Genomic DNA, 25,282 nt, shown 5'->3' on the forward strand with positions numbered 1-25,282 from the left:
CGCCGATGACTACCCGGCTCGGCCGCGGGCAGCGCACCACACCCGTCCTCTTCGTCGCCCCATTCTTCATCCTCTTCCTCGCCACGCTCGTCGCGCCCATCGGGTACTCGCTGTGGATGAGCCTGTTCCGCGAACAGGCCACGAGCGGGCTCGGATTCGGCGGCACGGAGACCGTGTTCGTCGGTGCCGACAACTATCTGCGCGCCCTCGGCGACGCGTCGTTCCATCGCGGCTTCCTGCACATCGCCCTCTACTGCCTGATCTACATCCCGGTGATGGTCGGCGGGGCGCTCGCCCTGGCCCTGCTGGTGGACTCCGCGATGGCCAAGGCGAAGAGGTTCTTCCAGCTGGCGTACTTCCTCCCTCACGCCGTGCCCGGTCTGATCGCCGCGATCATCTGGGGTTTCCTCTACACGCCGGGGCTCAGCCCGGTGATCGATCTCCTGCGGACCCTCGGCGTGGAATGGGACTTCCTCGGCCCTGACGGAGTGGTCCTCTCCATGGCCAACGCGGCCGCATGGCAGTGGATCGGCTACAACATGGTGATCTTCTACGCCGCGTTGCAGGCCGTTCCCAAGGAGACCCTGGAAGCGGCCCGCATCGACGGCGCGGGCGAGCTGCGCACTGCACTGGCCGTGAAACTGCCGATGATCCGGTCCTCCGTCGTCCTCACCATGCTCTTCACCGCCGTCGGCGCGATCCAGCTGTTCAACGAGCCGGAGGTGCTGCGCAGCCGGTCGTCCGCCATCTCACAGGACTGGAGTCCGGTGATGTACATCTACCAGGCCGCCTTCACCGAGCACGACTACGGACTCGCGGCCGCGGCCTCCCTGCTGCTGGCCCTCCTGGGCGCCGCTCTGTCCTTCGTGATCACCAAGTTCGGCAACCGCTGGAAGGAGGCGTGACCATGGCCGCCACCGCGCCCCCTCACACCCCGGCACCGGCCCCGCTCCCGGAGGGCCGTGGCCCCTCCGGCCCGTCCCGCCGATCGCGGGCCGCCGGGCCGGGCCGGTCGTCGAAGGCCGTCGTCAACACCCTGCTCGCCGTCGTCACCGTGTACACGCTGATGCCGCTGAGCTGGCTGCTGGTCAACGCGACCAAGGACAACGGCGACCTGTTCGCCAGCCCCGGCTTCGAGCCTGCCGACTTCAACCTGCTGACCAACCTCACCGGTCTCTTCACGTACCAGGACGGGATCTTCGCCCGCTGGCTCGCCAACAGCCTGCTGTACTCGGTGGCCGGGGCCCTCGCCTCCACCTTCATCTCCCTGCTGGCCGGTTACGCCTTCCACACGTACGACTGGTGGGGCAAGGAGAAGCTGTACGGCCTGGTGCTGCTGGGCATCCTCGTCCCCCACACCGTCATCTCCCTGCCGATGTACCTGATGGCATCCGAGGTCGGGCTCGTCAACTCGTACTGGTCCGTGCTCATCCCGGGCCTGGTCAACCCCTTCGGCGTGTACTTGGCAAGGGTGTTCGCCGAGAGTTACGTGCCCGGGGAGACGCTGGAGGCGGCCCGTATCGACGGTGCAAGCGAACTGCGCACCTTCCGATCGGTCGCCCTGCCCATGCTCTCCCCCGCCTTCGTCACGGTCTTCCTCTTCTCCTTCACCGGCAGTTGGAACAACTTCTTCCTGCCGCTGGTGATGCTCAACGACTCGACGCTCTATCCGGTCGGCCTCGGGCTCTTCAACTGGAACGCCACGCTTCCGCAGGAGCCGCAGTTCTACTCGTTCGTCATCACCGGGTCGCTGGTGTCCATCGTCCCGCTCGCCATCGCCTTCGTCGCGCTGCAGCGCTACTGGCGCTCGGGCCTTACCGCAGGAGCCGTCAAGTGACGTCCGCGTCCCCTTCCCCGTACCGTCGCCCCCGCACGGTCCTCGCCATGGATCCGTCGGTCAGGGACGCGCTGTTCGACCAGGAGTGCCTCGCCCGGCTCGCCGAGGTAGCCGACGCCGACCCCTCGGTGGTGGTCGACGACTTCGACGACCCCGCCGCCCTGTCCGCGCTCGCCGAGGCCGAGGCGCTCCTGACCGGCTGGGGATGCCCTCCGCTCACCGCGGAGGCCCTGGGGAGAATGCCCCGGCTCCGCACCGTGGTGCACGCCGCCGGTTCGGTGAAACAGCACATCACCGCCGCCTGCTGGGAGCGGGAGCTGACCGTGGCATCGGCTGCCGGGGCCAACGCCCTGCCGGTGGCGGAGTACACCGTGGCGGCGATCCTCTTCGCCGGGAAACGGGTCCTGGCCGCCCGGCGGGCCTACCGGCGCGAACGGGCCCGGGTGAGCACCATCGGTGTGATCGGAACAGGCGGCAACTACGGCCGCACGGTGGGCGTCGTCGGGGCGTCCCGCATCGGCCGGCGGGTCATCGAGCTGCTGCGCCCGCACGACCTCCGGGTGCTGCTGCACGACCCGTACGTCGACGAGGCGGAGGCGAGTCGGCTCGGGGTGGCCTCGGTGCCTCTGGACACGCTCGTCCGCTCCAGCGACGTGGTGACCATCCACGCTCCTGAACTGCCCGAGACCCGGCACCTCTTCGGCCGTGACCGACTGGCGCTGATGCGGGACGGCGCGACGCTCATCAACACGGCACGTGGTTCGTTGGTCGACACCGCGGCGCTGACCGAGGAGCTGGTGTCCGGCCGGCTCGACGCGGTGCTCGACGTGACCGAACCGGAGGTCCTGCCGCCCACGTCGCCGTTGTACGACCTGCCCAACGTCCTCCTGACACCGCACATAGCAGGTTCCCTGGGCAACGAACTGGCCCGTATGGCGCACGCAGCCCTGGACGAACTGGAGCGGTACGGCCACGGCCTCCCGTACGCCGACCCGGTGCGGGGCGAGGCTCTGGCCCGAACGGCATGAAGGAGTGACACCGGACCCCTGCGGAGGGGACGCGCCGCGTGGGCGGTCCCAGGGCCGGCGCCTCCCCTCGTCCTACCGGTGTACTCCGGGGCGTACGGCGGGCGCCCGGCGCGGTATCCGCACGTGCCTCTGCCCCCGAGCACGTGAGCCGTGCCGCGACTCAGCTGACGTCGGCGTACGACGTGCCCACCCTCAGGCTGTCGATCCGGTTGGTGAGGGTGGTGGAGCCGTCGTCACGGTCGTAGACACCCCACTTCGGCTCGTTGGCGCTGTCCCAGGTGCGGCAGGCATACCGTGTGCTGTTGTCGGCGAAGGTCTGCTTCGTGCCGTTGAAGTAGAGCTCCACCCATCCCGCGGAAGCGGAGTCGGCCGTGTGGACCCCGATGGCGAACGCGTTCCAGTCGCCGGCAGCGACCGGCTTGGACCAGAGCAGCTTCCAGTCCCCGCCGGTGGTGACGTGGAAGAGCCGTGCCGAGCCGTCCTTGACCGTCATGATGAGCGGGTAGTTCTGCTGGGCGTTGGGGTAGGACTTCCACTGCCATACGACGAAGTCGCCGGTCGCGGAGGAGAGTTGGCTCTCCCAGCCGAGGTAGTAGGTGGAGTCGTTGGCGAACGCGTGGCGCGAGGAGCCGTCTGTGGAGATGCCGCGGGATTCGCAGCGGATGTCGCCGCCCGGTTTCGTGTAGCGGAAGATCGTGCCGTGCGCGGTCCCACTGGCAGCCGTGACCAGGCTGCCGGGGGCGGGGCACTCCACGCTCCCGAAGACGCCGGTGCCCTTGGAGGCGTCGCCGTTCCAGATGCCTGCCGCCTGGGCGGAGGCCGAGGACAGCAGGGGCCAGGCCACCGCTGCGGCGAGTGCGGCGAGGGCCGACGGTGTGCGTTTGCGTGCGCGGGTTGCCATGTGGGGGTCCTCTTCGTCTACGGGACTTCGACTACGGGAGCGGCCAGGAATGCGCCGTGGTGACGGCCGGCCGACACCGGGGCGGCGCGATCGGCCCGCGCGGGGCTGTAGTCCGATTCGGGGGCCGGGGTCAGCCGGCGTCCAGGAGGGGCGCGGGAACGCCGTTCCGAGGGCTTCGCAGCCGACCGGGATCCCGACAACTCCGTCGTAATGCAACGGAGTTGTTCCTCAGCCCAAGCGGCTGCCCGTTGGTCCGCAATCCTGAGGAAAGGAACACGGGAAGTCAACCGGTCACTCGAACAGCTCCATGTCGATCAAACCTGACCCATCCGCCGGATTACGACACACGGCACGGCGGGCCGAAAGTTCGCCGCATGGAAACTCGCTGACACGAAAGGCCTGGTCGAACGTGTCCCACTGCCGAATCGCGACCAGATCGGGGCAACTTCCACTCCATGCTCGATCGATCAATAATGCACAAACCATTGTTCGTTCGATCGGGGCATGCTAAAAAACCGCCTACTCGGTGTCTGTCCGCCCTCGATCTCGGAGTACTCATGACGACTTTCTGGTCACGCCGTGGAGCTCTCGCCGCGTCCGGCGCCGGAGCGCTGGCTCTGGCCCTGCCCGTCCCGGGCGCTGCCGCGGCACAGAGCGCGCCCGTGGTGGCAGCGCTCACCGATGAGTTCTCCGCCCTGCGAGCCAAGTGGCGGGGTCTGCTGCTCGGCCAGGGTTTCAGTCCGGCCGCCGAGCCGTTCAAGGCCAAGCTGGCCGCACTGGGGACTACGGCGCGCGGGCACCTGGCCGCGATGTCCCCCACCGAGGGCTCCCTGTGGCCGGAGCACGTCTACGCGGACCCTGATCCCGACAAGGACACCGAGTCCTACACCTACTCCGCGCAGATCCAGAGTTCGTACGGCAAGCTGAAGACGATGGCCGAGGCCTACGCGCAGCCGGGCACCGGCCTGACGGGGGACCCCGCTCTGCTCAGCGCCGTCCTCACGGGCATCGACCACCTCGGCGCCGAGGTCTACAACGAGTCCCAGACCCCTTACGGCAATTGGTACAACTGGCAGATCGGCGCTCCGCAGTCCCTCCTGGACATCTGCGTCATACTCGACGACCACCTCTCCGACGAGCGCCGGGCGGCAGCTGTCAGGGCCGTCGACCACTTCGTGCCCGACGCCGGCGTGGCGCACTACACCGGCACCAGCACCGGTGCCAACCGCATCGATCTCTGCCGGGTGCTGGCTCTGCGTGGCGCCCTCGACGGCACGGCCGCCAAGGTGGCCCTCGCCAGGGACGCCATCTCACCGGTCTTTCCGTACGTCACCTCAGGCGACGGCCTCTACGCCGACGGCTCACTGGTGCAGCACACCTGGGTGCCGTACACGGGCTCGTACGGCGCTGTACTCATCGACGGCTTGAGCAAGCTGTTCGCGCTGCTCGGCGACTCGGCCTGGGCCATCACCGACCCTCAGCGGCAGATCTTCCTCGATGCCGTGGAGCACGCCTACGCACCCTTCCTCCACGACGGGCTCATGATGGACGGCGTCTCGGGCCGGGCGATCAGCCGGGGTCTGGTGGCCGGGGACCTGTCGAAGGTCCAGCAGAACGACCATCTGCGCGGCCATGCCGTCATCGCGTCGATCCTGCTCCTGGGGCAGGGCGCAAGCGCCGGGGAGAACACCCGATGGCGCGCGATGGCCAAGGGCTGGTTCACCCGGGACCGGTACAGCGACGTCGCCACCGGACGCACGCTCGGTGTGGCACCACTGTCCCGGGTCATGGCACTGCTCGCCGACTCCTCGGTCCGCCCCGCCCCGGAGGAGAACGGCCACAGGGTGTTCCCCGGCATGGACCGCGCGGTGCACCGGACCAGGGACTTCACGGCCTCCGTCTCGATGGCCTCCCGCCGGATCACGTACTACGAGAACGGGAACGGCGAGAACCTGCGGGCCTGGCACACCGGTTCGGGGATGCTCTACTGGTGGGGGCCGGAGGGCGAGGGCCAGTACAGCGACGGGTACTGGCCGACCGTCGACCCCTACCGTCTGCCGGGCACCACCGTCTCCGCCAAACCGCTCGCGGACGGAGAGGGCGGTATCTGGGGTGCGGCGAGGCCCGACGTCGTGTGGGCCGGCGGGGCGACGGACGGTACCTGTGCCGCTCTCGGGCAGCATCTGAAGGGGCTCTCCTCGACTCTGGAGGCCAAGAAGTCCTGGTTCTTCCTGGGCGACTGTGTGGTGTGCCTCGGGGCCGGGATCACCGGTGCCGACGGCGGCAGGGTCGAGACCGTCGTCGACAACCGCAGTCTGGGTGCCGACGGGACGGCCGTGCTCACGGTCGACGGCCGCCCCCAGCCGGGCGGCTCCTGGTCCGGGACGCGGAACCGGGTCCGGTGGGCGCACCTGGCAGGACATGCCGGCTATGTCTTCCCAGGCGGGACGACGCTCATGGGACTGCGCGAGGAGCGCACAGGCACCTGGAAGGCCATCAACGGCGGTGGCTCCGCCGACCCTGTCACCCGCCGCTACGTCACCCTGCTCGCCGACCACGGCGAGGACCCGACGGACGCCGGCTACGCCTACATCGTGATGCCAGGAGCGAGCCGGGCCCGCACGGCCGCACGGGCGGCCGCCCCCCGCTGGCTGGAGACCCTCGCCAACTCCGGTGCCCAGCAGGGTGTCCGGGTGCCATCGTCCGGCTTCACGGGGGTCAACTTCTTCGAGGCGGGCACCGTGGGCCGCGTGACGGCCGACGCGCCGGTCAGCGTACAGATCCGCGAGAAGCGCGATGGAACGGCGGTGGTCTGTGTCGCGGACCCCGGGCGCACGGTCAAGGGCCTCACCCTCACATGGAGGCGTCCGGTTCAGTCCGTACTGACCCGGCCCGGCACGCTTATCGAGGCCAGCACGGGCTCCACGCTGAGCCTGCGGTTCGGTGACCTGAGCACCACCGGCGGTGTCACCCAGACCGTACGGGTACGAACCGCCTGACCGCATCGCTGACCGGGCACCCGAACGCACGCCTCCGAGCAGTTGGATGCCCACACTGTACGCCGGCCTCCCCCGGCCCACTCCGTCGCCGAGATCACCCGGTGTCGGCTATGTACTGATGGCGTATCAATTTCTTTGCAATGGGGAGAATTTGAAGCCACAGCACGTGGGGCCGTCTTGCCGCCCACCAAAGTGCCCTGATGTGATGGCGCATTCGGGCCGGCAGGCGGGGGACGTCGGTGATCGTGGGGGCAGCAGCAGCTGCTCAGGGGCCTGCTGGAGGGACGCGTTTCATGGGCGACGACATAGGGGTGCGCGGGGTCCGATTCAGGATTCTGGGTTCGTTCGAATGCTGGGACGGACCGGAACGCATCCGGGTGGGCGGCCCCGTGCACGAAAGAGTACTGGTCACCCTGCTGCTGGAGCCCCAACGCGTACTCCCCGTGTTCCGTCTGGTGGAAGCCGTCTGGGACGAGAACGCACCCGCGACCGCCGCCCACCAGGTACGCAAGGCCGTCGCCGAGTTGCGGCAGCGCATCCCCGACGGGCGGAACCTGATCGTCACCGAGGGACCGGGATACCGGGCGCTGACCACGCCCGAGCAGGTGGACCTCAGCCGGTTCACCGAGGGACTGAAACAAGCCAGGGAGGCGACCGCCGCAGGTCAGAGCGCATACGCCGCCACGGCGCTGCGCGAGGCCCTCGACCTGTGGCGCGGCCCTCTGCTGTCCGGCAGCGGCGGCTCCATCCTCTCCGCCGCTTCCGCGGCCCTGGAAGAGCGTCGGCTGACCGCGGTCGAGCAGCTCTTCGATCTCCGTCTCGCCGCCGGAGAGACCGGGGAACTCATCGGCGAATTACGTGAGTTCATCGAGGCGAATCCCCTCCGCGAGACTCTGCGCGGACAGCTGATGCTCGCCCTCTTCCGGTCCGGCCGGCAGGCCGAGGCACTGGAGGAGTTCGCCAAGGTCCGCGAGTTCCTGGTGGACGAACTCGGCATCGGCCCCGGCGACGCACTGTCCGACCTGCACCAAGCCATTCTGCGCAACAGCCCGGAGCTCGCCGCCCCGCCCCAGCCCACCGGGCCCGTCGTCACTCCGTTCACCCCGGAGGGCACACCCTCCACCCTCCCCTACGACCTGCGCGACTTCACCGGCCGCGAGGAGGAGGTCCGTCAGCTGCTCGACTTCGTGGAGGGCGCGGCCGGTACCGGACCGCTCATCGTCGCCATCGACGGCATGGGCGGCAGCGGCAAGACCTCCCTCGCCGTGCGCGCCGCCCATCAGCTCGCCGACCGCTACCCCGATGCCCAACTCCACATCGACCTGCGAGGGTTCACACCCAGCGAGCAGCCGCTCAGCGCCGGTGCGGCCGCCGAGGCCCTGCTGCGCATGCTCGGCGCGCACGGCGAACGCATCCCCGACGACGCGGAGGGCCGCATCGCGCTGTGGCGGCGCACCATGAGCTCTCGCCGGATGATCCTGCTGCTCGACAACGCCGTCGACGAGTCGCAGGTCAGGCCACTCCTCGCATCCCCGACCCAGACCCTCGTCCTCGTCACCAGCCGCTCCCTGCTCGTGGACCTGGACGCCGCCCACACCGTCTCCCTCGGTGTCATGCCCCCGCACGACAGCGTCGCTCTCGTCGAGGGCGTACTCGGCAGCGCGCGTGCCCGCGCCGAGCGCGAGGCCGTGGCACAGCTCGCGGAGCTCTGCGGGCATCTGCCACTCGCCCTCCGTATCGCCGCCGCCCGGTTGCGCAAGCGTCCCCGCTGGACCGTTCGCTACCTGGTCGACCGGCTCCGCGACGACGCCCACCGGCTCGCCGAGCTCAACTCGGGCGAGCGCAGTGTCGAGGTGACCCTGCGGCTCTCGTACGAGGGCCTGTCGGCCGAGACGCGCGAGGCGTTCCGGCTGCTGGGCCAGCACCCGGGGGCCGAGATCGAGGTGTACGCAGCCGGTGCCCTGCTCGACAAACGGGCGCGGGACGCGGAGGACGTCCTGGAGTACCTCCTCGACATGCACCTGCTGCAACAGCACGAGACCGGCCGGTACGCCTTCCACGACCTGGTCCGCAGCTTCGCCCAGAACCTCTCGCGCGGCAGCGGCCGCCCCGCGCAGGAATCCGGTGACGGGGGTACGGGCGACGAGGAGGCGGCTCGCGCGGTACGCCGTCTCCTCGACTTCGCGCTGAGCGCCACAGACGCTGCCTGCGACCTGCTCTTCCCCGGACGGGCCCGGCTCCGCGGTCCGGAGCACCGGTCCGGCGCCGAGCTCCCGCCGCTGAACACCGCCGAGCAGGCCCGGGACTGGCTGGAGCGCGAACAGGACTCGCTGCTGGCCGCCGTGTCCCTCGCGTACCGCTGGGAGCTGGACAGCCATGTCGGGCTGCTCGCCGCCAACGTTGTCTTCCCGCTCGACCTGCGCGGACGCCTGGAGGAGTTCCGGGAGCTGTGCCGCACCGCCGTCGCCGCGTCCCGCCGGCTCGGTGATCCGGCGCTGTTGCGGCTGAGCCTGTCCAACCTGGCCGTCGCCTGCTGGAAGCTGGGCCGCTTCGAGGAGGGCATCAAGATGTCGGAGGAGGCGTTCGCCCTTGCCGTCAGCCTCGCCGACCGGCGCGGCGAGGCCAAGGACACCGGCGTACTCGGTCTCCTGCTCAGCGCGCTGGGACGGTACGACGAGGCACTCCCCCGTCTGGAGCAGTCGATCGCGATCAAGCGGGAGCTCGGCGCAGAGCGCGCCGAGGCCGAGTCCCTCACCAACCTCAGCAATCTGTACGCCGAATGGGGCCGCTTCCCCGAAGCCGTGGAGGCCGCCGCACGCGCCGTGACCCTCTCCCGCAGCATCGGGGCGGTCGACAAGGAGGTCGAGAGCCTCACCGATCTGGCGGTCGCCCGACTCGGCCTGGGCGCGGTGGACGAGGCCGCCGACCTGCTGCGCCGGGCCCGCAAGCTGGCCGTGGACATCATGTCGCCCGCCGACATGTCCCTGCTGCTCGCTCTGTCCGCCGACACCGCCGAGCGGCTGGGTGAGTCCGCGCAGGCCACCGAGTGGGCGGAGTCGGCACTCCGGCTCTGCGAGCTGAGCGGCGCGCCGATGCGCGAGGCCGCCGTCGGCAACATCGTCGGCCGGCTGCACACCCGCGGGGGCCGGTACGTCCTCGCCCTCGAACTCCACCAGCAGGCCCATCAGGCTGCGTCCGGCGTCGGCTACCGCGTCGAGGAGGCGCGCGCGCTGGCGGGCATGGCCCGGGCCCTGCAACATCTCGGCGAACACGAAGCGGCCGGGGCGCATCTGGCAAGGGCGGACGGGGCGTTCGACGCGATGGGGATCCCCGCAGGGGGAACGGACTGAACACCCGGCTCCCGTGGGCGGGTTCGCACACCACGGATCTCCGCAAGCCGCTCGTCGACGCGGGAACAGCGAATGCCCCGCTCCCGTGGTGAGGAGCAGGGCGTCTGCTTGAGGGGGTGCCGGGCACGAAGTGGGCGATGCGCAGAACCCGAGGTCAGGCCGCGATGTTGGGCCCCTCGCCGGAGGTCGGAGTGGCGTTGGGACCCTCACCGGACGTCGGCGCAACGTTCGGACCCTCACCGGACGTCGGCGCAACGTTCGGACCCTCACCAGACATCGGCGCAACGTTCGGACCCTCACCGGACGTCGGCGCAACGTTCGGACCCTCACCAGACGCCGGAGCGACGTTCGGACCCTCACCGGACATCGGCGCAACATTCGGACCCTCACCAGACATCGGCGCAACGTTCGGACCCTCACCGGAAGCGGGAGCGTAGTTCGGACCCTCACCAGACGCCGGAGCGTAATTCGGTCCCTCCCCCTCGTACGGCACCAGGTGCGCGGTGGCCACCGAGGCGTACGCGGTACGGTCCGTCGTGGCTGCCAGGGCGGCGGTGCTGCCCGCCCCCAGCGTGAGGACGGCCGCCGTGACGATTCCCGCCATCGTGAACACCGTGTTCCGCATCTGATTTCCCGCCTTCTGGAGTGGTCCTGCCTGGTCTTTCCTGCTGACAGGAACGACATTCGCGGGACCCGCTCCCGGCCCGTTCCGCTTCCGCTACCGCCCTTCCCCGTCCGGCGGGAACGGAGCGGGAAACGCTCACCGCAGACGCGGGAAGACGCCGGGAGGGCACCCGGAGCGCGGGCGCGCGAAGGGCCCGCCGGGGTCGCTCGGCGGGCCTTCGCGGGGTGGGTGGGGCAGTGTCAGGCCAGATGGCCGAGGACGGCAGCCGCCTGGACGGCGAGTTCGTCAGGAGTGAGGGCGGTGAGCAGGACGTGCCCGTCCCGCACCTCACGCACGCCCGCGAGCGCCGTGATGCCCTCCGGCGCCTCGTGCGGGCCCGGCAGTGGGACGGCTGCGGCGCATCCGACCAGCACCGGCGCCTCGATCGGCTTCCCCGACAACGCGCGCACCAGTTCCCGCTCCGCCACCAGCCCTGTGGTCACTTCGATCAACCGGGAATCCGGCCACGCGGCTTGCTGTGTTCGGGAGTTGATGATGCGCGGCCCGAGTGCGGTGTGCGCGATGCGGGTGAAGGCGTACCCGAATTCGTACCCGGCGAGGTCGAGCAGCCCCGTGGCAAGGGCCCGGATCTCCGCCTCTTCCTGCCGGGTGAGTGGAGCGGGAAAGGTGTGGAGGGGAGCGCCGGCGCCCCCCTGAGCCTTGCCGGCATCACCGGCAGGCTGCCCAGGCTCTGCCGAAGCCTCGCCGGGTCCTGGGAAGCGCAGTTCGACGATACCGGTGACCCTGTGCATCCCTTCGGCTGTCAGCGTCTCGACGCCGTACTCGATGTCGTACGCCGGCGGTCCCTCCCCCGTCCCGGTGGGCAGCGCGACCGCTTCCCACTGGGGGCCGCTGCGGGTCAGCAGCCCCCGGATCTGTGACGGGTCGGCGAGCAGTCGTGCCGCGTCGGCGGGGTTCGGGGACAGCCCGAGTTGTTCGGCCGTCTCCAGCACGGCGGGCAGGGCACTCGCCTCACCGCAGGCGATCAGTTTGCTCACCCGGTGCGTGCGGGCGGTCCGCACGAGGTGCTCGCGGAGCGCGTCGTCGTCCGGGAAGCCGGTCGTGTCGGTGACGGTGACGACCAGGAAGCCGGCCTCCGACGCCTCCGCCACCAGCCGCGGTGGCGGGGAGACCAGAAGGATCGGACGGGGATCCGGGCCACCGGGTCCGGCGTGCGACGTCATGGCTGTCCCCCGGTGTCCTGCGTCGCGGGTGCGCCTGCGGCGGAACCGGCCTGGAGTACGTCGGCGAGCACACCGCCCTTCCCCCAGTGACTTGGTTCCACGTCCCTCACGATGACGGTGACGGCCTCCTCGGGACATCCCGCGATGCGGGACACACAGGCAGTCAGTTCGGTGACCAGCTCCTGTCGTCGGTCACGGTCGTTCCCTTTCCACCAGTCGACGGAAATCACGGGCACGGGGAGCTCCTCTGCTCGAAGTCCTTCGGGGCGATGCGCGGTGCGGCAGGCACACCGGCGAGCCGGCGCACCGGAGAGCCGGGGTGCGGCGGGGTGGTGCTCAGGCGAGTGTGGGGGCGGCCGTTCCTGTCTGTTTCCCGCCACGTTCCCCTCTCGTTCCGCCGACACCGTCGAGGGGACCACCGAGCGGGAACGGGCCGGGACCCCGGCGGGAAGGAGGCCCGGCACGCTCTGTTCCAGTCAAGAGGCCCGCCACGCCACTGGAGCCACGATGAGCTTGCTCAGTCCGACGAAACCGGAGCCGACCCCGGCCTCCGGCCCCGCGTCCGGCACCGCCCCCACCGGCGGCCCCGCGACGACGGGCGCCCCCGCCGCCAGCCCCGCCTCCCCCACTCCCCGTCTCCTGCACGCGCTTCGTGAGGATCTCCACGTCGTCGTCGCACGCGACCCGTCCGTACGGGGTGCGAAGGAGGCGGTACTCCACCCCGCACTGACAGCGCTGTGGGCGCACCGGGTCGCACACCGTATGCACGGTCGCGGTCTGCGCATCCCTGCCCGGCTGCTCGCCCGCTGGGCGCGCCGGGTGACGGCCGTCGAGATCCATCCGGGCGCGGTGCTGGGCCGCCGGGTCTTCATCGACCACGGCGCCGGGGTGGTGATCGGCGAGACCGCCGTCGTCGGGGACGACGTGACGATGTACCACCAGGTCACCCTGGGCGCCGTCGGCTGGTGGAGCGACAACAAGCGGCCCGAGGGCGACCGCCGGCATCCCGTCGTCGGCAGCGGCGTCGTCCTCGGTGCCAACTCCACCGTCCTGGGCCCGGTGACCGTCGGCGACCGCGCGGTCATCGGCGCGCAGGCCCTCGTCAACAAGGACGTCCCCGGCGGTGCCAGGGTGCTCGCGCCCACCGCTGTCATCAAGGAGCCCGGCCGGCGGCCGGAGTTGATGGAGGACGTCTTCACCGTCATCGCCTCTGCGGGCTCCTGGTGACTCCCCGGGCCTCCGTGTCTCCCCCCGACTCCCCCGATTGCGAGAGATGAGAACCGTGACGACCACCGCACAGGCCCCCCTGGCCCACATCGCCCCCTTCCGCCCCGCGGTCGCCTCGCGCGTCGAGGACCTCGTCGGCTCCACCCCACTGCTGGAACTGCGTCTGCGGGACCTGGCCCCCGGCGCCCGCGTGCTGGCGAAGCTGGAGTCCGCGAACCCCATGTCCTCCAGCAAGGACCGCGCCGCCCTCTACATGCTGCGCGCCGCCGAGGACCGCGGCGATCTCCTGCCCGGCGGCACCGTCATCGAGGCCACTTCCGGCAACACCGGCATCTCGCTGGCCGCCTTCTCCGCGTCCCGCGGCTATCGCTGTGTGATCGTGCTCCCGGACAACGCCACCACCGAACGGGTCAAGCTGCTGCGCGCCTTCGGGGCGGAGATCGTCCAGACGCCGAGCGCACTCGGCTACCCGGGCGCGATCGCCGAGGCGGAGCGGCTGCACGCGGCCACTCCCTCCTCCTGGTTCCCCTGCCAGCACGAGAACCAGGACAACGTGCGGGCCCACTACGAGACCACGGGCCCCGAGATCCACTCCGCCGTCGCCGCCACGGGGCGCCGGATAGCCGCCTTCGTGTGCGCGGTCGGCACCGGCGGCACCCTGACGGGAGTGGCCCGCCACCTCAAGGAACAGGACCCGGACGTGCGGGTGATGGCCGTCGAGCCGGAGAAGTCGCCGATCCTCTCGCAGGGATACGCGGGCCAGCACCGCATCCCGGGCCTCAACGGCGGCTTCGTCGCCGACACCACCGACGTCACGCTCATCGACGAGGTGCTGACCGTCTCCGACGAGGCCGCTCTTCACACCGCTCGCCGGCTCGCGCGCGGCCAGGGCCTGTTCGCCGGTGTCTCGTCCGGAGCGGCCACCTTCGCGGCCGAGATCGTCGCCCGGCGACCCGAGTTCAGCGATCGGGTCGTGGTGACGCTGCTGCCCGACACCGGCGAGCGCTATCTGAGCATGTGGGAGGCCTGAGGATGAGCCACGCCATGTTCCGGGCGTACGCCGATGCGGTGAAGGCCGAGATCGGAGTGGCCACGACCACGCGCTTCATAGCCCTCGCGGAGACCACCGACGGCCGCTTCGGACTCTTCCACCACTCGATGCTGCCGGGTGCCGGCGGTGCGGACCCGCACTTCCACTCCAAGATCTCCGAGTCCTTCTACGTGCTGACGGGCGAAGTACGGCTGCACGACGGCACCGGCTGGCGCACCGCCAGGGCCGGGGACTTCCTGCACGTGCCGGAGAACGCCGTGCACGGCTTCCGGAACGAGAGCGACTCGCTCGTCGAGATGCTGATCATCTTCACTCCGGCGGAGCACCGCGAGGGCTACTTCGAAGGCCTGGCCGCTCTGCTCGCCGACGGCAACCGCCCGTCCCGCGCGGAGATGGTCGCCCTGATGGAGAAGTACGACCAGTTCGAGGTCGACGCCCCGGACACGGATCACGACCACCCACACCCACAGTCGCAGTCGCACCCATCGCAGTCGCACGGAAACACGCACGGAGACTCACACGGGCACCACCACGGGCACGGAGCCAGACACTCACACCGGGACCGGCACGCCCGCCACTGACACCCGGGCGTCTTCGGCCCCGCTCACCTCCCCCGAACCTCTCGAACCCCCGCACCCTCGCACCCCTCCCGAGGAGAACACGCCATGAATCTGACCAACTGGGGCCGTTTCGGCCTGCTGGCAGCCCTGTGGGGCTGCAGCTTCGCCTTCATCAAGATGTCGCTGGAGGCCTTCGCACCCCTTCAGCTCGCCTCCGGCCGCCTGATCGTCGGCGCCCTGGTCGTCCTCGGTATCCTCGCCCTGAAACGGCTGACCCTGCCCTCCCGCAAGCTCTGGGGACACATCGCCGTCGCCTCCGTCTTCGGTAACGTCATCCCCTTCACCCTCTTCGCCATCGGGGAGCAGCACACCACCGCGACCACCGCCGGCGTCATCCAGGGCGCGACCCCGCTCATCACGATGGGCGTCGCCGCCCTCGCGCTCTCCGAGGAAAGGCCGACGACCCGCAAGGTGGCCGGTCTGATCGGCGGGTTCATCGGACTGATCGTGGTCGTCGGGCCGTGGAACACCGACGGGTTCGGCACGCTCGGCGGTCAGCTCGCGTGTGTCGGCGCGGCGGCGAGCTATGCCGTCAGCTTCGTGTACGTACGTCGCTTCATCGGCCCCCACAAGCTGCCGGCCCTCTCCGTGACGGCCGCCCAGCTCGGCGCCGCCGCGGTCATCACCGTGGTGGTCACCACCTTCATGACCGGCTGGACACTGCACGGCGACCTCACCGCCAAACCGCTGCTCGCGCTGCTGGTGCTCGGTGCCGCCTCCACCGGCATCGCGTTCGCCCTGCTGAACCGGCTGATCGCGGACGCCGGACCGACGACGGCGTCCGGCGTGAACTACCTCGTGCCGGTGTTCTCCGTGGTCGTCGGTGTGCTGGCCCTCGGGGAGCCGCTGACCTGGAACGTACCGGTGGGCGGTGTCGTCGTCATCGCGGCGCTCGCCCTCGCGGAGGGCCGTATCTCCGTCCGCCCCAAGCGCGCGGAGGCAGCACCTCCGGCCCCGGTCGCACCTGCCCGCGCCCCACAGAAGGTCTCGCCGTAAACCCCTGCCCGCATCTCCCGCCGTACAACGCATCTCCTGCCGCACAACGCACCACACCGAGCCGGGGCCGGCGCGGACACCCTTTGCGGGTGCCTGCGCCGGCCCCGGCTCGTTGCGTCGCGCAGGCGTCGACGCTCATGGAACGGGCTGCCCGGATCGCGCGGAACGAAATGTGGGTGATCCGTTCCGCTTCCCGCTCATGTCCTGGGTGCGGGTAGCGGAGCGGGAGTGCGGCGGGATCGGCCGGGGCGACTCTGAGATCACAGGACGAGGGGAAGCACCGGATCCCTCATCGCTCCCTCCCCCACCCTCAAGGAGCACATCGCACATGCACGCATCCACCTCGGGAACCCTCACCGCGACCCCGCTCGGGGACGCCCGCATCATCTCTTCCGACGACTTCGACTTCGGCCCCCTGCCCGGCCGGCCCGAAGGGCGGACCACGCTCGCCACCCCCGTGAGCCCGGCCGCGGGCGCCACCCACGTCACCCTGCATGTCGTGCGCGTCGCGGCGGGCGAGTCCTTCAGCCCCGAGGCGAGCCTTGAGGAGGAGAACACCGCCGTCGTCTTCAGCGGTGTGGGCACGGCGACGGTCGGCTCCCGCACCCACCGGGTCGGCCGGGGCGACGCCGTGTACGCGCCCACCGGGCGGTACCTGAGCCTCACCGCCGACGGTGCGGGCCTGACCGTCTACGTCTGGCGCACCCCGCTGGCCGCCGGACGCCGCACCGGCACCGATCCCGAGCCCTTCTCCAGCCTCTGGGACGAGACCACCCAGCTGCGCGGCTTCGGCGGCACCGGCCAGATGGCCCCCGACGCCGACCGCGCCACCATGAACTTCGTCTTCTGGCCGGGCAACGGCAGCAGCCAGCTCTGCCTGCACTGCGGTATCCAGCAGCCCGGACAGACCTTCAACGTCCATCTGCACCCCGACAGCGACGAGGCGTTCATCGCCTTCGAGGGCATCGGCCAGATGTATCTGCGCGACCGCTGGATCGATGTCTCCGCCGGCGACGTCCTGTACGCCGCCCCCGGAGTCCTGCACGGCGCCCGCAACCCGCACACCGGTCCCGACGCCCGGCGCTTCGTGACCTGCGGCGGCCCAAGCCCGTACGACCCGGCGCTCTACTCCGCCGCCGGTCTCTCCTCCGACGTCAGGTGATCTGAGCCATGTGCCGAATACACGGATCCTTCCACGCCCGTACCACCGCCCAGGAGATGCGCGACGTCGCCGCCCTCCAGCACCACGGCGGGCCCGATGCCCAGTCCTTCGCCCAGGGCTCCGGCTGGGCCCTCGGCAACAACCGGCTTTCCATCATGGACCCCGAGGGCGGTGCCCAGCCGTACCGCCTCGGCGACATCACGGTCGTCTTCAACGGCGAGCTCTACAACCACGACCGGCTGCGCACCGAACTCATACGGCGTGGCTTCCACTTCGAGGACCGCTGCGACGGTTCGATCCTCCCCGCGCTGTACCTGACGTACGGCGAGCGGTTCGCCGATCACCTCGACGGCATGTTCTCCGTCGCCGTCATGGACCTGCGGGGCGCCCCGCGCCTGGTGGTCGCCACCGACGCGTCCGGTATGAAGCCCCTGTACTACCACTGGGAGGAGCGCAGCGGCCGCTTCCACTTCGCCTCCGAGCTGCCCGCCCTGCTCGGCTTCACCGATGTGCGCCCCTACGAGGACGAACTGGGCCTGCACACCTACCTGTCGGCCAAGACGCCCTTCGGCCAGCGCACCATGTTCCGCGGCATCGACGTGCTGCCGCCGGCCGCAACGGCGGTCGTCACCCGCGAGGAGGGCCTGCGCCTCACCACCCGGCGGATGGGGTACGAGTCCGCGCCGCCGGTGCGTGAGGAGCGCAGCCTCACCCAGGCGGGTGGTGAACTGCGCGAGCTGCTCGCCCGCGAGGTGTCCCGGCTGCTCGTCGCCGACGCCCCGGTAGCAGCCATCACCTCCGGCGGTCTCGACTCCAGCCTGGTCACGGCGCTCGCCACCCGCGCCCTGCGGGACCGCGGTGCGTCCGGTGCCCTGCACACCTTCAACATCGCCTACACGGGCGACTGGCCCGGCGACGAGCGGGCCTTCGCCGACGAGGTGTCCCGGCACACCGGCACGGTCCACCACCAGGTGGAGATAGACCCGGCCACCTTCCCCGACCTGATGGGCGACGTCGTACGGCACCTCGGCCAGCCCAACGCCGACCCGATCACCCTCAGCACCTTCTCGCTCTTCCGGGCGGTCCGCGACGCCGGGTTCAAGGTAGCCCTGACCGGCGACGCGGCCGACGAGCTCTTCGGTGGATACGCCCGCATGACGCAGGCGCTCGCCGCCCCCGAGGGCGCGGACTGGGCCGGCGCCTACCTCGACCATCTGGCCGCCGTGCCGCGCTCCCTGCGCGAGCACCTCTACACCGACGAGTACGCCGCCGGTGTCAGCTCCGCCGGAACGGCCGCCATGCCGCCCGGCCTCACCGAGACCCTCGCGCACGGCCCGGGCAGCCGGCTCCAGCGGATCTGCCGCATCGAGCAGCGCTACCGGCTGCCCGCCTACCACCTGCGCCGGGTCGACCACCTGTCGATGGCAAGCTCGGTGGAGGCCAGGCTGCCGTTCTGCCAGCCAGGTGTGGTCCGGTACGCGGCGACCCTGCCCGACCACCACCGCACCATTCCCGGCACGGGCGTCAAGCGCGCGCTGTACCGGGCCGCCGACGGACTGCTGCCGGACAGTGTCCTGAACCGCCCCAAGCAGCCGTTCACACTGCCGGTCACGGCGATGCTGGCACCCGGCCAGCGGCTGTGGGCGATGGCCCGTGACGTGCTGTCCCCGCAGGCGCTGCGGGCCGACGGACGGCTGCGGTACGAGGCTGTGGACGCCCTGTTCGCCGAGCAGACGGCCCGGCCGTCGGACCAGGTCTCGCTGGCCCTCTGGGCGCTGATGTCCCACCAGATGTGGCGCACCGAGTTCTTCGGGTCGTCCTCGCGGGCAGCGGTGCTCACTCCCGAGCCGGTGGGAGCCCTCGGATGAGCGTCTCTCTTGCCAGGGCGCACGGCGCCCCCTGCCCCACCGCCGTCCTCGACGGACGTGACTTCCCCGAGGACGAGCCCGCACTCCTGCGAGCGCTGACCGATCTGCGGACGGATCTGTGCGGGCAGGGCGCCGGCGACGTCCTGAAGAACGCCATCGTCCGGCCGTCCAGGCACCCTCTCTTCGACCTCGACTACCGGTTCGTGCAGTCACTTCCACAGAGCCACGACAGCTTCGACCTGCGTGGCTCCTGCGGTCACTCGATCCTGGCCGCCGTGGAGGCCGCCGCCCGCACCGGCATGATCCAGCCGCTGGTGCCGGGCTGCCGCGTCAGGGTCAACGTCCTGAACAACGGCGACAACGTGGTCTGCGAGACCGAGGAGACCTCCGACGGAGGTACCCGGTTCACCGCCCACTTCCTCTGCTCGCCGCCGCTGAAACTGCCCGAACTGCTCATGACGGGTGAGCCGGTGACCCACGTCCCCTTCGAGGGCCGTACCGTGCCCGTCTCCATGGTGTCGATGGGCAACCCGTACGCCTTCGTCGACGCCTCCGACCTCGGGGTCACTGGCCCCGAGGCGCTCTTCGCCGACGGTCCGCGGCTGTTCACCGCCATGACCCGGCTGCGGATCGCGGTCTGCGAGTCGCAGGGCTGGGACACCTTCGGGGCCTTCCCGAAGATCGCCGCACTTCTGCCGCAGGAGAGTGGCGGACTCTTCGTACGGGCGGTCTCCGTGCCGTCCTGGCACCCCACGGTCGCGCTGACCGGTGCGATATGCCTGGGCGCCGCCGCGGGGATCGCGGGTTCCGTGCCCTGGTCGCTGGCCGGCCGCGCGGCGCAGGACCCCGACGCGCTGCTGCCGGTGCGCACCCCCGGCGGGAGCGTACGCGTCGCAGCCCGCTCGACGCGCGGCCCCGACGGGGTGCGCCGACTCGCCTGGGTGTCGGTCGCCGAGAAGCAGGTCGAGTACCGGGGGCTGCTGCCACGCCCCCGCACCGCCCCGCGACTCGCCACCGCCGCCTCCCGGCCCTCCGTACTCGCCACGTCCGACCACACATCCGAGGAGACACCGTGGGTTCCGCTGACAGCCTGACCGCCGTGCGCGGGAGCGTTCCGCAGACGCTGCCCGATCCGTACTCCGTGGATCCGTATCCGACGCCCGGCTCCCGCCGTGTCGCCCGCGCCGACCGCGTGCCCCCTGCCCCTCTCACCCCTTCTCCCGAGGTCCTGAGCCGGCTCGCGGCCTGCGCCGAGACGGCCGACCGCAGCGGGGAGCCGGACAGCGAGGCCGTCGCCGTGCTGCGCGAGAGCAGGCTGCTCGCTCTCGTCGTCCCCAAGTCCCACGGGGGTGCGGGAGCCGACGCGGTGGCGCTCAACTCCTGCGTCGAACAGGTCGCCTCGGTGAACGCCTCCGCCGCGATCATGCTCTTCCAGCACTGCGCCGTCACCAGCCGGATCGTCGAGAACGGCACCCCCGCCCAGCACCGCGAGGTGCTGACCAGGCTGGCCGGCGGCCAGTGGCTGGCGGCCTCCGCGTGGTCGGAGAGCGGGGCGGGCGCCGACAAGAAGAACCTCTCGACCCGGGCCCGGCGCACTCCCGACGGGGGCTGGCTGCTCGACGGCGCGAAGTCGTTCACCACGAGTGCCGGGCTGGCGGACGTCTATCTCGTCCTGGCGCAGTCGCAGGAGGAGCCCTCCGCACCGGCCTCCTCCTCGCAGGACACCGGGTACGGGGCAGCCGGGCAGACCTTCTTCCTGATCCCAGGCGACCATCCCGGCCTGCTGCCCGACACCTCACTCCGACTGACCGGGATGCGCGGTTCTGCCACGGGTTTCGTATCGGTAAAGGACTGCCGTGTCCCCGACACGGCGCGGCTCGGCGCTCCGGGCGTCGCCGCGTCGATCATCGCCCGGGTCCGGAACAGCGGGGCCTCGCTCGGGGCAGTCGCCGTGGGCATCGCCCAGGCGGCGCTCGACGCCGCGCACGAGCACGCCGCGCGCCGTGGCCTCTACGCCCACCAGGCGGTGCGCCACCGTCTGGTGGACCTGGCGACACAGGTCGAGACCGCCCGCGCGGTGGTGGAACGCGCCGGCCGCCGCACCTCCGCCGACCCGGGACTGACCACCCTGCACTCCAAGCTGGCCGCCTCCTCGACGGCCGAGCGCGTCGTGGCGGACGTGGCGCAGTTCCTCGGCTCGGCGGGTTACGTCGAGACGCACCCGATCAACCGGTTCGGGCGCGACGCCCGTGCCGTCGCCCTGATGGGACCGACCAACGACCTCTGCAAGGAACTGGTGAGTCTGTCATGGAACCGTTGAACACCACCCCCTCGTCCCGTACGTCCCCGGCCTCCCGTCACGCACACGCCGCCGAAGCCGACCTGGTGGTGGAAGGAGGCCGCCTGGTCACCCCCGAAGGTGTCCGCGACGGTGCCGTCGTCATCCGCGACGGCCGGGTCGACGCCCTCGTCGCCCCCGGCGACCCGCTCCCCTCCGGGCCGCGCCTGGACGCCCGCGGCCGGTACGTCCTGCCGGGCCTGATCGACTCCCACGTGCACTTCCGCACCCCGGGCCTGGAACACAAGGAGACCTGGGAACACGGCAGCCGCGCCGCACTCGCGGGCGGAGTCACCACCGTCCTGGACATGCCCAACACCCGTCCGCCGTCTCTCGACGCGAAGTCCATGCGGGCCAAGGCGGCCCTGATCGCGGGCCGCTCCTACGTGGACCACCGCTTCCACATGGGGGCCGATCCCGATCACCCGGAGGTCCTCGCCGACCTCGACCCGGCGGTGGCCACCTCGGCGAAGGCGTTCATGGCCGGGCACCACACGGCGCCCGTGGTCTTCCGCGAGGCGCACCAGCTGGAGGCGGCCTTCGCAGCCGCCGCGCGGGGCAATGTGCGCCTCGTGCTGCACGCCGAGGACCAGCACGTCTTCGACCTGCTGGACTCCCGGGGCGGGGACCCCGAGTCGTACGACGCCTACGAGCCGCACCGCCCCCGCTCCGGGGCGATCGTCGCCGTCGCCAAGGTCGTCCATCTGGCCCGGACCCACGGCACCAAGGTGCACGTGCTGCACGTGTCTTCGGCCGAGGAGACCGACCTGCTGGCCGCGGCGGCGGCCGAGGGGCTGCCGATCACCTTCGAGGTCACCGGCCACCACCTGTCGTTCACCGATCACGACACCGCCCGGCGCGGGCCGCGGACCCGGCTCTCCCCTGCGATACGGGCCCCGCGTGACAGGGAACGGCTCTGGCAGGCGGTGCTCAGCGGCGAGGCGGCCACCGTCGGCAGCGATCACGCCCCGCACACCGTCGAGGAGAAGAACCGCCCGCCGGCCGAGGCGCCGCCAGGTCTCCCGGGTGTCCAGGAACTCGCCGTCTCCGTGTGGACGGGGCTGCTCACACGCGGGATCGACGCCGACTCGGCGGCCGCCCACCTCGCGCGGCTGATGGGCACGGGGCCCGCGGACCTGTTCGGGCTGGCGGGCAAGGGCCGGCTGACGGTCGGCGCGGACGCCGATCTCGCGCTCCTCGACCCGGCCGCGCGCTGGCAGCTGTCGGCGCGGCACGTGCAGTCGCTGTGCGGCTGGTCGGCTTATGAGGGCTGGATGTTCACCGGCCGGTTCACGACGGTGGTGACGGGCGGCCGGGTGGCCTGGGACCTGGCCCGAGGGACGGTAGGCGAACCGCGCGGCCGCTGGCTCCCGGGACCGGCCGGGCCTGCGCCGGAGCTTGCCGAGGCGGCCTTGCCGGCGATGCGGGATCGCGAGCTGGAAGGGGCGGCCCGATGAGCGCCACGAGCCTGCTGACCGGGTCCGCGACGCGGAGTACGGCGACACCTGCCACCCTGTCCTCCGGGACGCCGGGCACGGTCATGTCCCGCGACATCCCGGCCCACGAGTTCCGTGCGGCGATGGCCTCCCTCGCAGCACCCGTCACGGTCGTGACCTGCTACGACGACACGGGAAGCCCGCGGGGCCTGACAGCGAGCGCGGTGTCCTCGCTGTCGCTGGACCCGCCGCTGCTGCTGGTCTGCCTGGACCGGGGCTCGCGCACCCACGACGTGCTGACCGGAGCGGCGGCCTTCACGGTCCATCTGCTCGGCCCGGAGAACGAGTCCCTGGCGAAGAAGTTCGCGGGCCCCACCGCACGGCGCTTCGAGGACGTCGCGCTGGCCACCGGACCGACCTCCCGCCACGCACCTCAACTGGCTGATTCCGCAATGCGGTTGACCTGTGCGCGGCACGAGGTGATCGAGGCGGGGGACCACACGATCCTGGTGGGCCGGGTGGCCGTCGCCGACTGCCTGGGCCGCCCGGCGGGTGGCCTGGTCTGGCATCACAGGGGCTTCGCCCACGCGAGGCCGGTGGAGGCGCGCTGACCGGGCACAGAGAGTTGGCGGCACGTTCGAGAAGGCGCCGTGAGGCGTGGTCGCGGACGCGCACGGCCCACAGAGCGAGCGGCGGCCCGTCCGGAAATCTCCGGCCGGGCCGCCGCCGCGTCGTGGCCGGGCGTGGGCGAGACCTGCCCCGGCCGCCGTCGCGCGGAGGCGTCACCAGGACGGTGCTAACGACCCCCGGTCCGCACCTTCCGCAGGCCTGACCGAAAGCGTCAACCACCCTTTCAAGCAGTCCAGTTGACGATGCCGACGGCATTGACGCCTCATGTCGGCTCCATTACGGTTCCGACGGTATCACGAACAATGTCCGATATATCGAACGACACACTCGGCATGCGCCACATCGCCCGCTCACGACCGCCGTCCGCCGTCCGCCGTCCGCCGGGACGGACCCCCACTCCCCGCCCGCCGATTCCCGGCCCCGTCGTACACCGGCACCACCCGCGTCAGCGCCCCGGGCCGCGCCGCCACCCGCGAGCGCGCCCCCTGTCCCGGATCGACTCCTGCCCGGCGGCCGACCCCGCCCGAAGAGCGGAGCCCTCGGCGGCGTCGATCCGGGCGAACGGACCACCCCGAACGCCGGCCGGTAGGCGGGCGCTCCCCCGCCACAGAAAGGGCCGCAACGATGTCCCCCTCCGTCAGCCGACGGCACAAGGGGCACAGGACTCTCGCCGGCCACCTGCGGCATAGCGGACCCACGCCGTCACCTTGCGGCCGTGACCGTCCTGAACCTCATCGGCCCCTGACGCGGACGGGGGCGGCCGCCACCCGGATCAGGCGGGGTACTCCGGTCGCGGAGAGGCGGAGGGCAGACCGTCGACGGCCTCGGCCGTGGTCGGGAGTACGGGAATCAGTTCACCGACCCCGGTGACGTCCAGCAGCCTCGCGAGGTGGGGCGGCGCGGCGGCCAAGGACAGGGACCCGTGGCGGTCCTTCGCGTACCGCAGGATGCCGATCATCGCGTTGAGGCCCGAGGAGTCGCAGAATTCCACGGGCGCCAGATCGAGGACCAGGTGCGGTCTTCCCTGCCTGATCAGCTCCAGGGCCCTGGTCCGCAGGGCGGGCACGCTGTCCACGTCGATCTCGCCCGCGACGGTGAGGACTGCGATCGAATCCGCCGGGTGCCGGACGGTCAGGGCAAGGGTCGGGCTGTGCGTCATGGTTTCAGTGCTCCAGGCCGGGAGCGGTCGCCGTCGCGGCAGCAGCGGCGGTGACCGCTGGAAGATCACGCATCGGATACGACCTGCGGAACCGTACCCCATGACAATAGTTGCCATGCGGAAACCAATGAGGGGCCGGCCGCGATCTCAGGAACCCGCCGTGGGCGGGGGTACGATGTCGGGGGCCACGCACGTGTCCCGGAACCTTTGTCCTGGCTTTCCATACGAGCGCATCAGACGCCCGGCTCGCTCACTCGGTCCGGTGGCCAGACGGACGAGTGAGGCGAAGCCGGATCGGAGTGTCATCACCATGGGCCAGAACCCCGAATCCGACCACCGGTCCCGGGATGCGGCCCGTGAGGGTTCAGAGTTCGTCGAACTCCTCGAAGTCCTCTGGGAACACGGACGTGAGGCCGTTCCGACAGGCCCGGTCTCCCCTTCCCAGCTCCGCGTGCTGTACACGCTGGACAAGGAGGACGGCATCAATCTGCGGATGCTGGCCGAAGCGCTGGGGTCGGCCTCCCCCTCGGTCAGCAGGCTGTGCGACCGCCTGCAGGCCACGGGATTCGTGGAGCGCACCCCCAGCCCGGTGAGCCGCCGGGAGCTGGAGCTCCGGCTGACGAGCCACGGCAAGGCGTATCTCGTCGACCTGCGCATGCGCAGGGAGGAAGTCCTGATGTCCACGATCGACGCCATGCCGGCCAAGGCGCGGCTTTCGCTCCTCGAAGGACTCCGGGCCTTCCGCAACGCGGCCGGGGCGTCGGGGCAGGACAGCAACGGGGCGAGACCCTTGCGGTCGACCGCGTAGTGGCCGGTCGACCGCCCGCCGCTC

General features: G+C 71.1%; 21 protein-coding genes. 17 read left to right on the forward strand and 4 right to left on the reverse strand.

Annotated features, from left to right (window positions below; all coding sequences use genetic code 11):
* Positions 1-5: 5 nt before the first annotated feature.
* Genes HED23_RS19610 through HED23_RS19620 form a run of 3 tightly spaced genes read left to right on the forward strand, consistent with a single transcriptional unit; the run spans position 6 to position 2,865 of the window.
* On the forward strand, positions 6-905 hold the full coding sequence (locus tag HED23_RS19610; protein WP_203184705.1) for a carbohydrate ABC transporter permease: 900 nt from the start codon (positions 6-8) through the stop codon (positions 903-905).
* Between the two features lie 2 nt (positions 906-907).
* On the forward strand, positions 908-1,837 hold the full coding sequence (locus HED23_RS19615; RefSeq protein ID WP_203184706.1) for a carbohydrate ABC transporter permease: 930 nt from the start codon (positions 908-910) through the stop codon (positions 1,835-1,837).
* A 47-nt stretch (positions 1,838-1,884) separates the two neighbouring features.
* Positions 1,885-2,865: a hydroxyacid dehydrogenase gene (locus HED23_RS19620; RefSeq protein ID WP_203187561.1), complete on the forward strand. Its 981-nt coding sequence runs from the start codon at positions 1,885-1,887 to the stop codon at positions 2,863-2,865.
* 160 nt (positions 2,866-3,025) lie between these two features.
* On the opposite strand, the gene HED23_RS19625 is transcribed toward HED23_RS19620, so the two are convergent.
* Positions 3,026-3,766 carry a heparin lyase I family protein gene (locus tag HED23_RS19625; RefSeq protein ID WP_203184707.1) on the reverse strand — a complete coding sequence of 247 codons (741 nt, stop codon included), beginning with the start codon at positions 3,764-3,766 and terminating at the stop codon, positions 3,026-3,028.
* A gap of 557 nt (positions 3,767-4,323) precedes the next feature.
* On the opposite strand from HED23_RS19625, the gene HED23_RS19630 reads away from it, so the two are divergent.
* The 3 genes from HED23_RS19630 to HED23_RS35720 all read left to right on the forward strand — a co-directional run bounded on the left by HED23_RS19630 (position 4,324) and on the right by HED23_RS35720 (position 10,744).
* Complete coding sequence (locus HED23_RS19630; protein ID WP_203184708.1) at positions 4,324-6,765, forward strand: polysaccharide lyase 8 family protein; 2,442 nt, start codon at positions 4,324-4,326, stop codon at positions 6,763-6,765.
* Between the two features lie 293 nt (positions 6,766-7,058).
* Positions 7,059-10,115, forward strand: coding sequence for an AfsR/SARP family transcriptional regulator (locus tag HED23_RS19635; protein ID WP_203184709.1), 3,057 nt, complete (start codon positions 7,059-7,061; stop codon positions 10,113-10,115).
* Positions 10,116-10,618: 503 nt separating this feature from the next.
* The gene (locus tag HED23_RS35720) at positions 10,619-10,744 is read left to right on the forward strand and encodes a hypothetical protein (RefSeq protein ID WP_274383036.1); all 126 of its coding nucleotides are present in this window, start codon (positions 10,619-10,621) and stop codon (positions 10,742-10,744) included.
* A gap of 235 nt (positions 10,745-10,979) precedes the next feature.
* Here HED23_RS35720 and HED23_RS19640 read toward each other — a convergent pair whose 3' ends face one another.
* Entirely contained in the window at positions 10,980-11,963 is a 984-nt protein-coding gene (locus tag HED23_RS19640) for a hypothetical protein (RefSeq protein ID WP_203184710.1), read from the reverse strand.
* Positions 11,960-12,199, reverse strand: a complete 240-nt coding sequence (locus HED23_RS19645; protein ID WP_203184711.1) for a tautomerase family protein — start codon at positions 12,197-12,199, stop codon at positions 11,960-11,962. The genes HED23_RS19640 and HED23_RS19645 overlap by 4 nt, the downstream gene beginning before the upstream one ends.
* 271 nt (positions 12,200-12,470) lie before the next feature.
* Between HED23_RS19645 and epsC the strand changes: the two genes are divergently transcribed.
* The 10 genes from epsC to HED23_RS19695 all read left to right on the forward strand — a co-directional run bounded on the left by epsC (position 12,471) and on the right by HED23_RS19695 (position 23,272).
* Positions 12,471-13,190 carry a serine O-acetyltransferase EpsC gene (gene epsC / locus HED23_RS19650; RefSeq protein ID WP_203184712.1) on the forward strand — a complete coding sequence of 240 codons (720 nt, stop codon included), beginning with the start codon at positions 12,471-12,473 and terminating at the stop codon, positions 13,188-13,190.
* A 46-nt stretch (positions 13,191-13,236) separates the two neighbouring features.
* Positions 13,237-14,220 carry a PLP-dependent cysteine synthase family protein gene (locus tag HED23_RS19655; RefSeq protein WP_238442043.1) on the forward strand — a complete coding sequence of 328 codons (984 nt, stop codon included), beginning with the start codon at positions 13,237-13,239 and terminating at the stop codon, positions 14,218-14,220.
* Positions 14,221-14,222: 2 nt separating this feature from the next.
* A complete protein-coding gene (locus HED23_RS19660) occupies positions 14,223-14,822 on the forward strand; it encodes a cupin domain-containing protein (protein WP_238442044.1) in 600 nt (199 codons plus the stop codon).
* 84 nt (positions 14,823-14,906) lie between these two features.
* A complete protein-coding gene (locus HED23_RS19665) occupies positions 14,907-15,857 on the forward strand; it encodes a DMT family transporter (RefSeq protein ID WP_203184714.1) in 951 nt (316 codons plus the stop codon).
* Positions 15,858-16,185: 328 nt separating this feature from the next.
* Positions 16,186-17,019: a cupin domain-containing protein gene (locus HED23_RS19670; protein ID WP_203184715.1), complete on the forward strand. Its 834-nt coding sequence runs from the start codon at positions 16,186-16,188 to the stop codon at positions 17,017-17,019.
* Between the two features lie 8 nt (positions 17,020-17,027).
* Positions 17,028-18,887, forward strand: a complete 1,860-nt coding sequence (asnB, locus tag HED23_RS19675) for an asparagine synthase (glutamine-hydrolyzing) (protein WP_203184716.1) — start codon at positions 17,028-17,030, stop codon at positions 18,885-18,887.
* Positions 18,884-19,981 (forward strand): PrpF domain-containing protein, encoded by a 1,098-nt coding sequence (locus HED23_RS19680; RefSeq protein WP_203184717.1) that lies wholly within the window; start codon positions 18,884-18,886, stop codon positions 19,979-19,981. Before asnB ends, HED23_RS19680 begins: the two co-directional genes overlap by 4 nt.
* Positions 19,960-21,207 (forward strand): acyl-CoA dehydrogenase family protein, encoded by a 1,248-nt coding sequence (locus tag HED23_RS19685; protein ID WP_203184718.1) that lies wholly within the window; start codon positions 19,960-19,962, stop codon positions 21,205-21,207. Before HED23_RS19680 ends, HED23_RS19685 begins: the two co-directional genes overlap by 22 nt.
* Positions 21,195-22,682 carry a dihydroorotase gene (locus tag HED23_RS19690; protein WP_203184719.1) on the forward strand — a complete coding sequence of 496 codons (1,488 nt, stop codon included), beginning with the start codon at positions 21,195-21,197 and terminating at the stop codon, positions 22,680-22,682. The genes HED23_RS19685 and HED23_RS19690 overlap by 13 nt, the downstream gene beginning before the upstream one ends.
* Positions 22,679-23,272 carry a flavin reductase family protein gene (locus HED23_RS19695; protein WP_203184720.1) on the forward strand — a complete coding sequence of 198 codons (594 nt, stop codon included), beginning with the start codon at positions 22,679-22,681 and terminating at the stop codon, positions 23,270-23,272. Before HED23_RS19690 ends, HED23_RS19695 begins: the two co-directional genes overlap by 4 nt.
* 791 nt (positions 23,273-24,063) lie before the next feature.
* Here the strand turns inward: HED23_RS19695 and HED23_RS19700 are convergent.
* Positions 24,064-24,450, reverse strand: coding sequence for an STAS domain-containing protein (locus tag HED23_RS19700; protein ID WP_203184721.1), 387 nt, complete (start codon positions 24,448-24,450; stop codon positions 24,064-24,066).
* A 310-nt stretch (positions 24,451-24,760) separates the two neighbouring features.
* Here HED23_RS19700 and HED23_RS19705 point away from each other — a divergent pair, with 310 nt between their 5' ends.
* Positions 24,761-25,258: a MarR family winged helix-turn-helix transcriptional regulator gene (locus tag HED23_RS19705; protein ID WP_203184722.1), complete on the forward strand. Its 498-nt coding sequence runs from the start codon at positions 24,761-24,763 to the stop codon at positions 25,256-25,258.
* The last annotated feature ends 24 nt before the right edge of the window (positions 25,259-25,282 follow it).

The sequence above is a fragment of the Streptomyces pratensis genome (assembly GCF_016804005.1).
GTDB classification, from domain to species: Bacteria; Actinomycetota; Actinomycetes; order Streptomycetales; family Streptomycetaceae; genus Streptomyces; species Streptomyces pratensis_A.

Coding starts and splice junctions, on each gene's coding strand:
- HED23_RS19610 (WP_203184705.1), top strand. CDS start 6: ATGACTACCCGGCTCGGCCGCGGGCAGCGCACCACACCCGTCCTCTTC.
- HED23_RS19615 (WP_203184706.1), top strand. CDS start 908: ATGGCCGCCACCGCGCCCCCTCACACCCCGGCACCGGCCCCGCTCCCG.
- HED23_RS19620 (WP_203187561.1), top strand. CDS start 1,885: ATGGATCCGTCGGTCAGGGACGCGCTGTTCGACCAGGAGTGCCTCGCC.
- HED23_RS19625 (WP_203184707.1), bottom strand. CDS start 3,766: ATGGCAACCCGCGCACGCAAACGCACACCGTCGGCCCTCGCCGCACTC.
- HED23_RS19630 (WP_203184708.1), top strand. CDS start 4,324: ATGACGACTTTCTGGTCACGCCGTGGAGCTCTCGCCGCGTCCGGCGCC.
- HED23_RS19635 (WP_203184709.1), top strand. CDS start 7,059: ATGGGCGACGACATAGGGGTGCGCGGGGTCCGATTCAGGATTCTGGGT.
- HED23_RS19640 (WP_203184710.1), bottom strand. CDS start 11,963: ATGACGTCGCACGCCGGACCCGGTGGCCCGGATCCCCGTCCGATCCTT.
- epsC (WP_203184712.1), top strand. CDS start 12,471: ATGAGCTTGCTCAGTCCGACGAAACCGGAGCCGACCCCGGCCTCCGGC.
- HED23_RS19655 (WP_238442043.1), top strand. CDS start 13,237: ATGAGAACCGTGACGACCACCGCACAGGCCCCCCTGGCCCACATCGCC.
- HED23_RS19660 (WP_238442044.1), top strand. CDS start 14,223: ATGAGCCACGCCATGTTCCGGGCGTACGCCGATGCGGTGAAGGCCGAG.
- HED23_RS19665 (WP_203184714.1), top strand. CDS start 14,907: ATGAATCTGACCAACTGGGGCCGTTTCGGCCTGCTGGCAGCCCTGTGG.
- HED23_RS19670 (WP_203184715.1), top strand. CDS start 16,186: ATGCACGCATCCACCTCGGGAACCCTCACCGCGACCCCGCTCGGGGAC.
- asnB (WP_203184716.1), top strand. CDS start 17,028: ATGTGCCGAATACACGGATCCTTCCACGCCCGTACCACCGCCCAGGAG.
- HED23_RS19680 (WP_203184717.1), top strand. CDS start 18,884: ATGAGCGTCTCTCTTGCCAGGGCGCACGGCGCCCCCTGCCCCACCGCC.
- HED23_RS19690 (WP_203184719.1), top strand. CDS start 21,195: ATGGAACCGTTGAACACCACCCCCTCGTCCCGTACGTCCCCGGCCTCC.
- HED23_RS19695 (WP_203184720.1), top strand. CDS start 22,679: ATGAGCGCCACGAGCCTGCTGACCGGGTCCGCGACGCGGAGTACGGCG.
- HED23_RS19700 (WP_203184721.1), bottom strand. CDS start 24,450: ATGACGCACAGCCCGACCCTTGCCCTGACCGTCCGGCACCCGGCGGAT.
- HED23_RS19705 (WP_203184722.1), top strand. CDS start 24,761: ATGGGCCAGAACCCCGAATCCGACCACCGGTCCCGGGATGCGGCCCGT.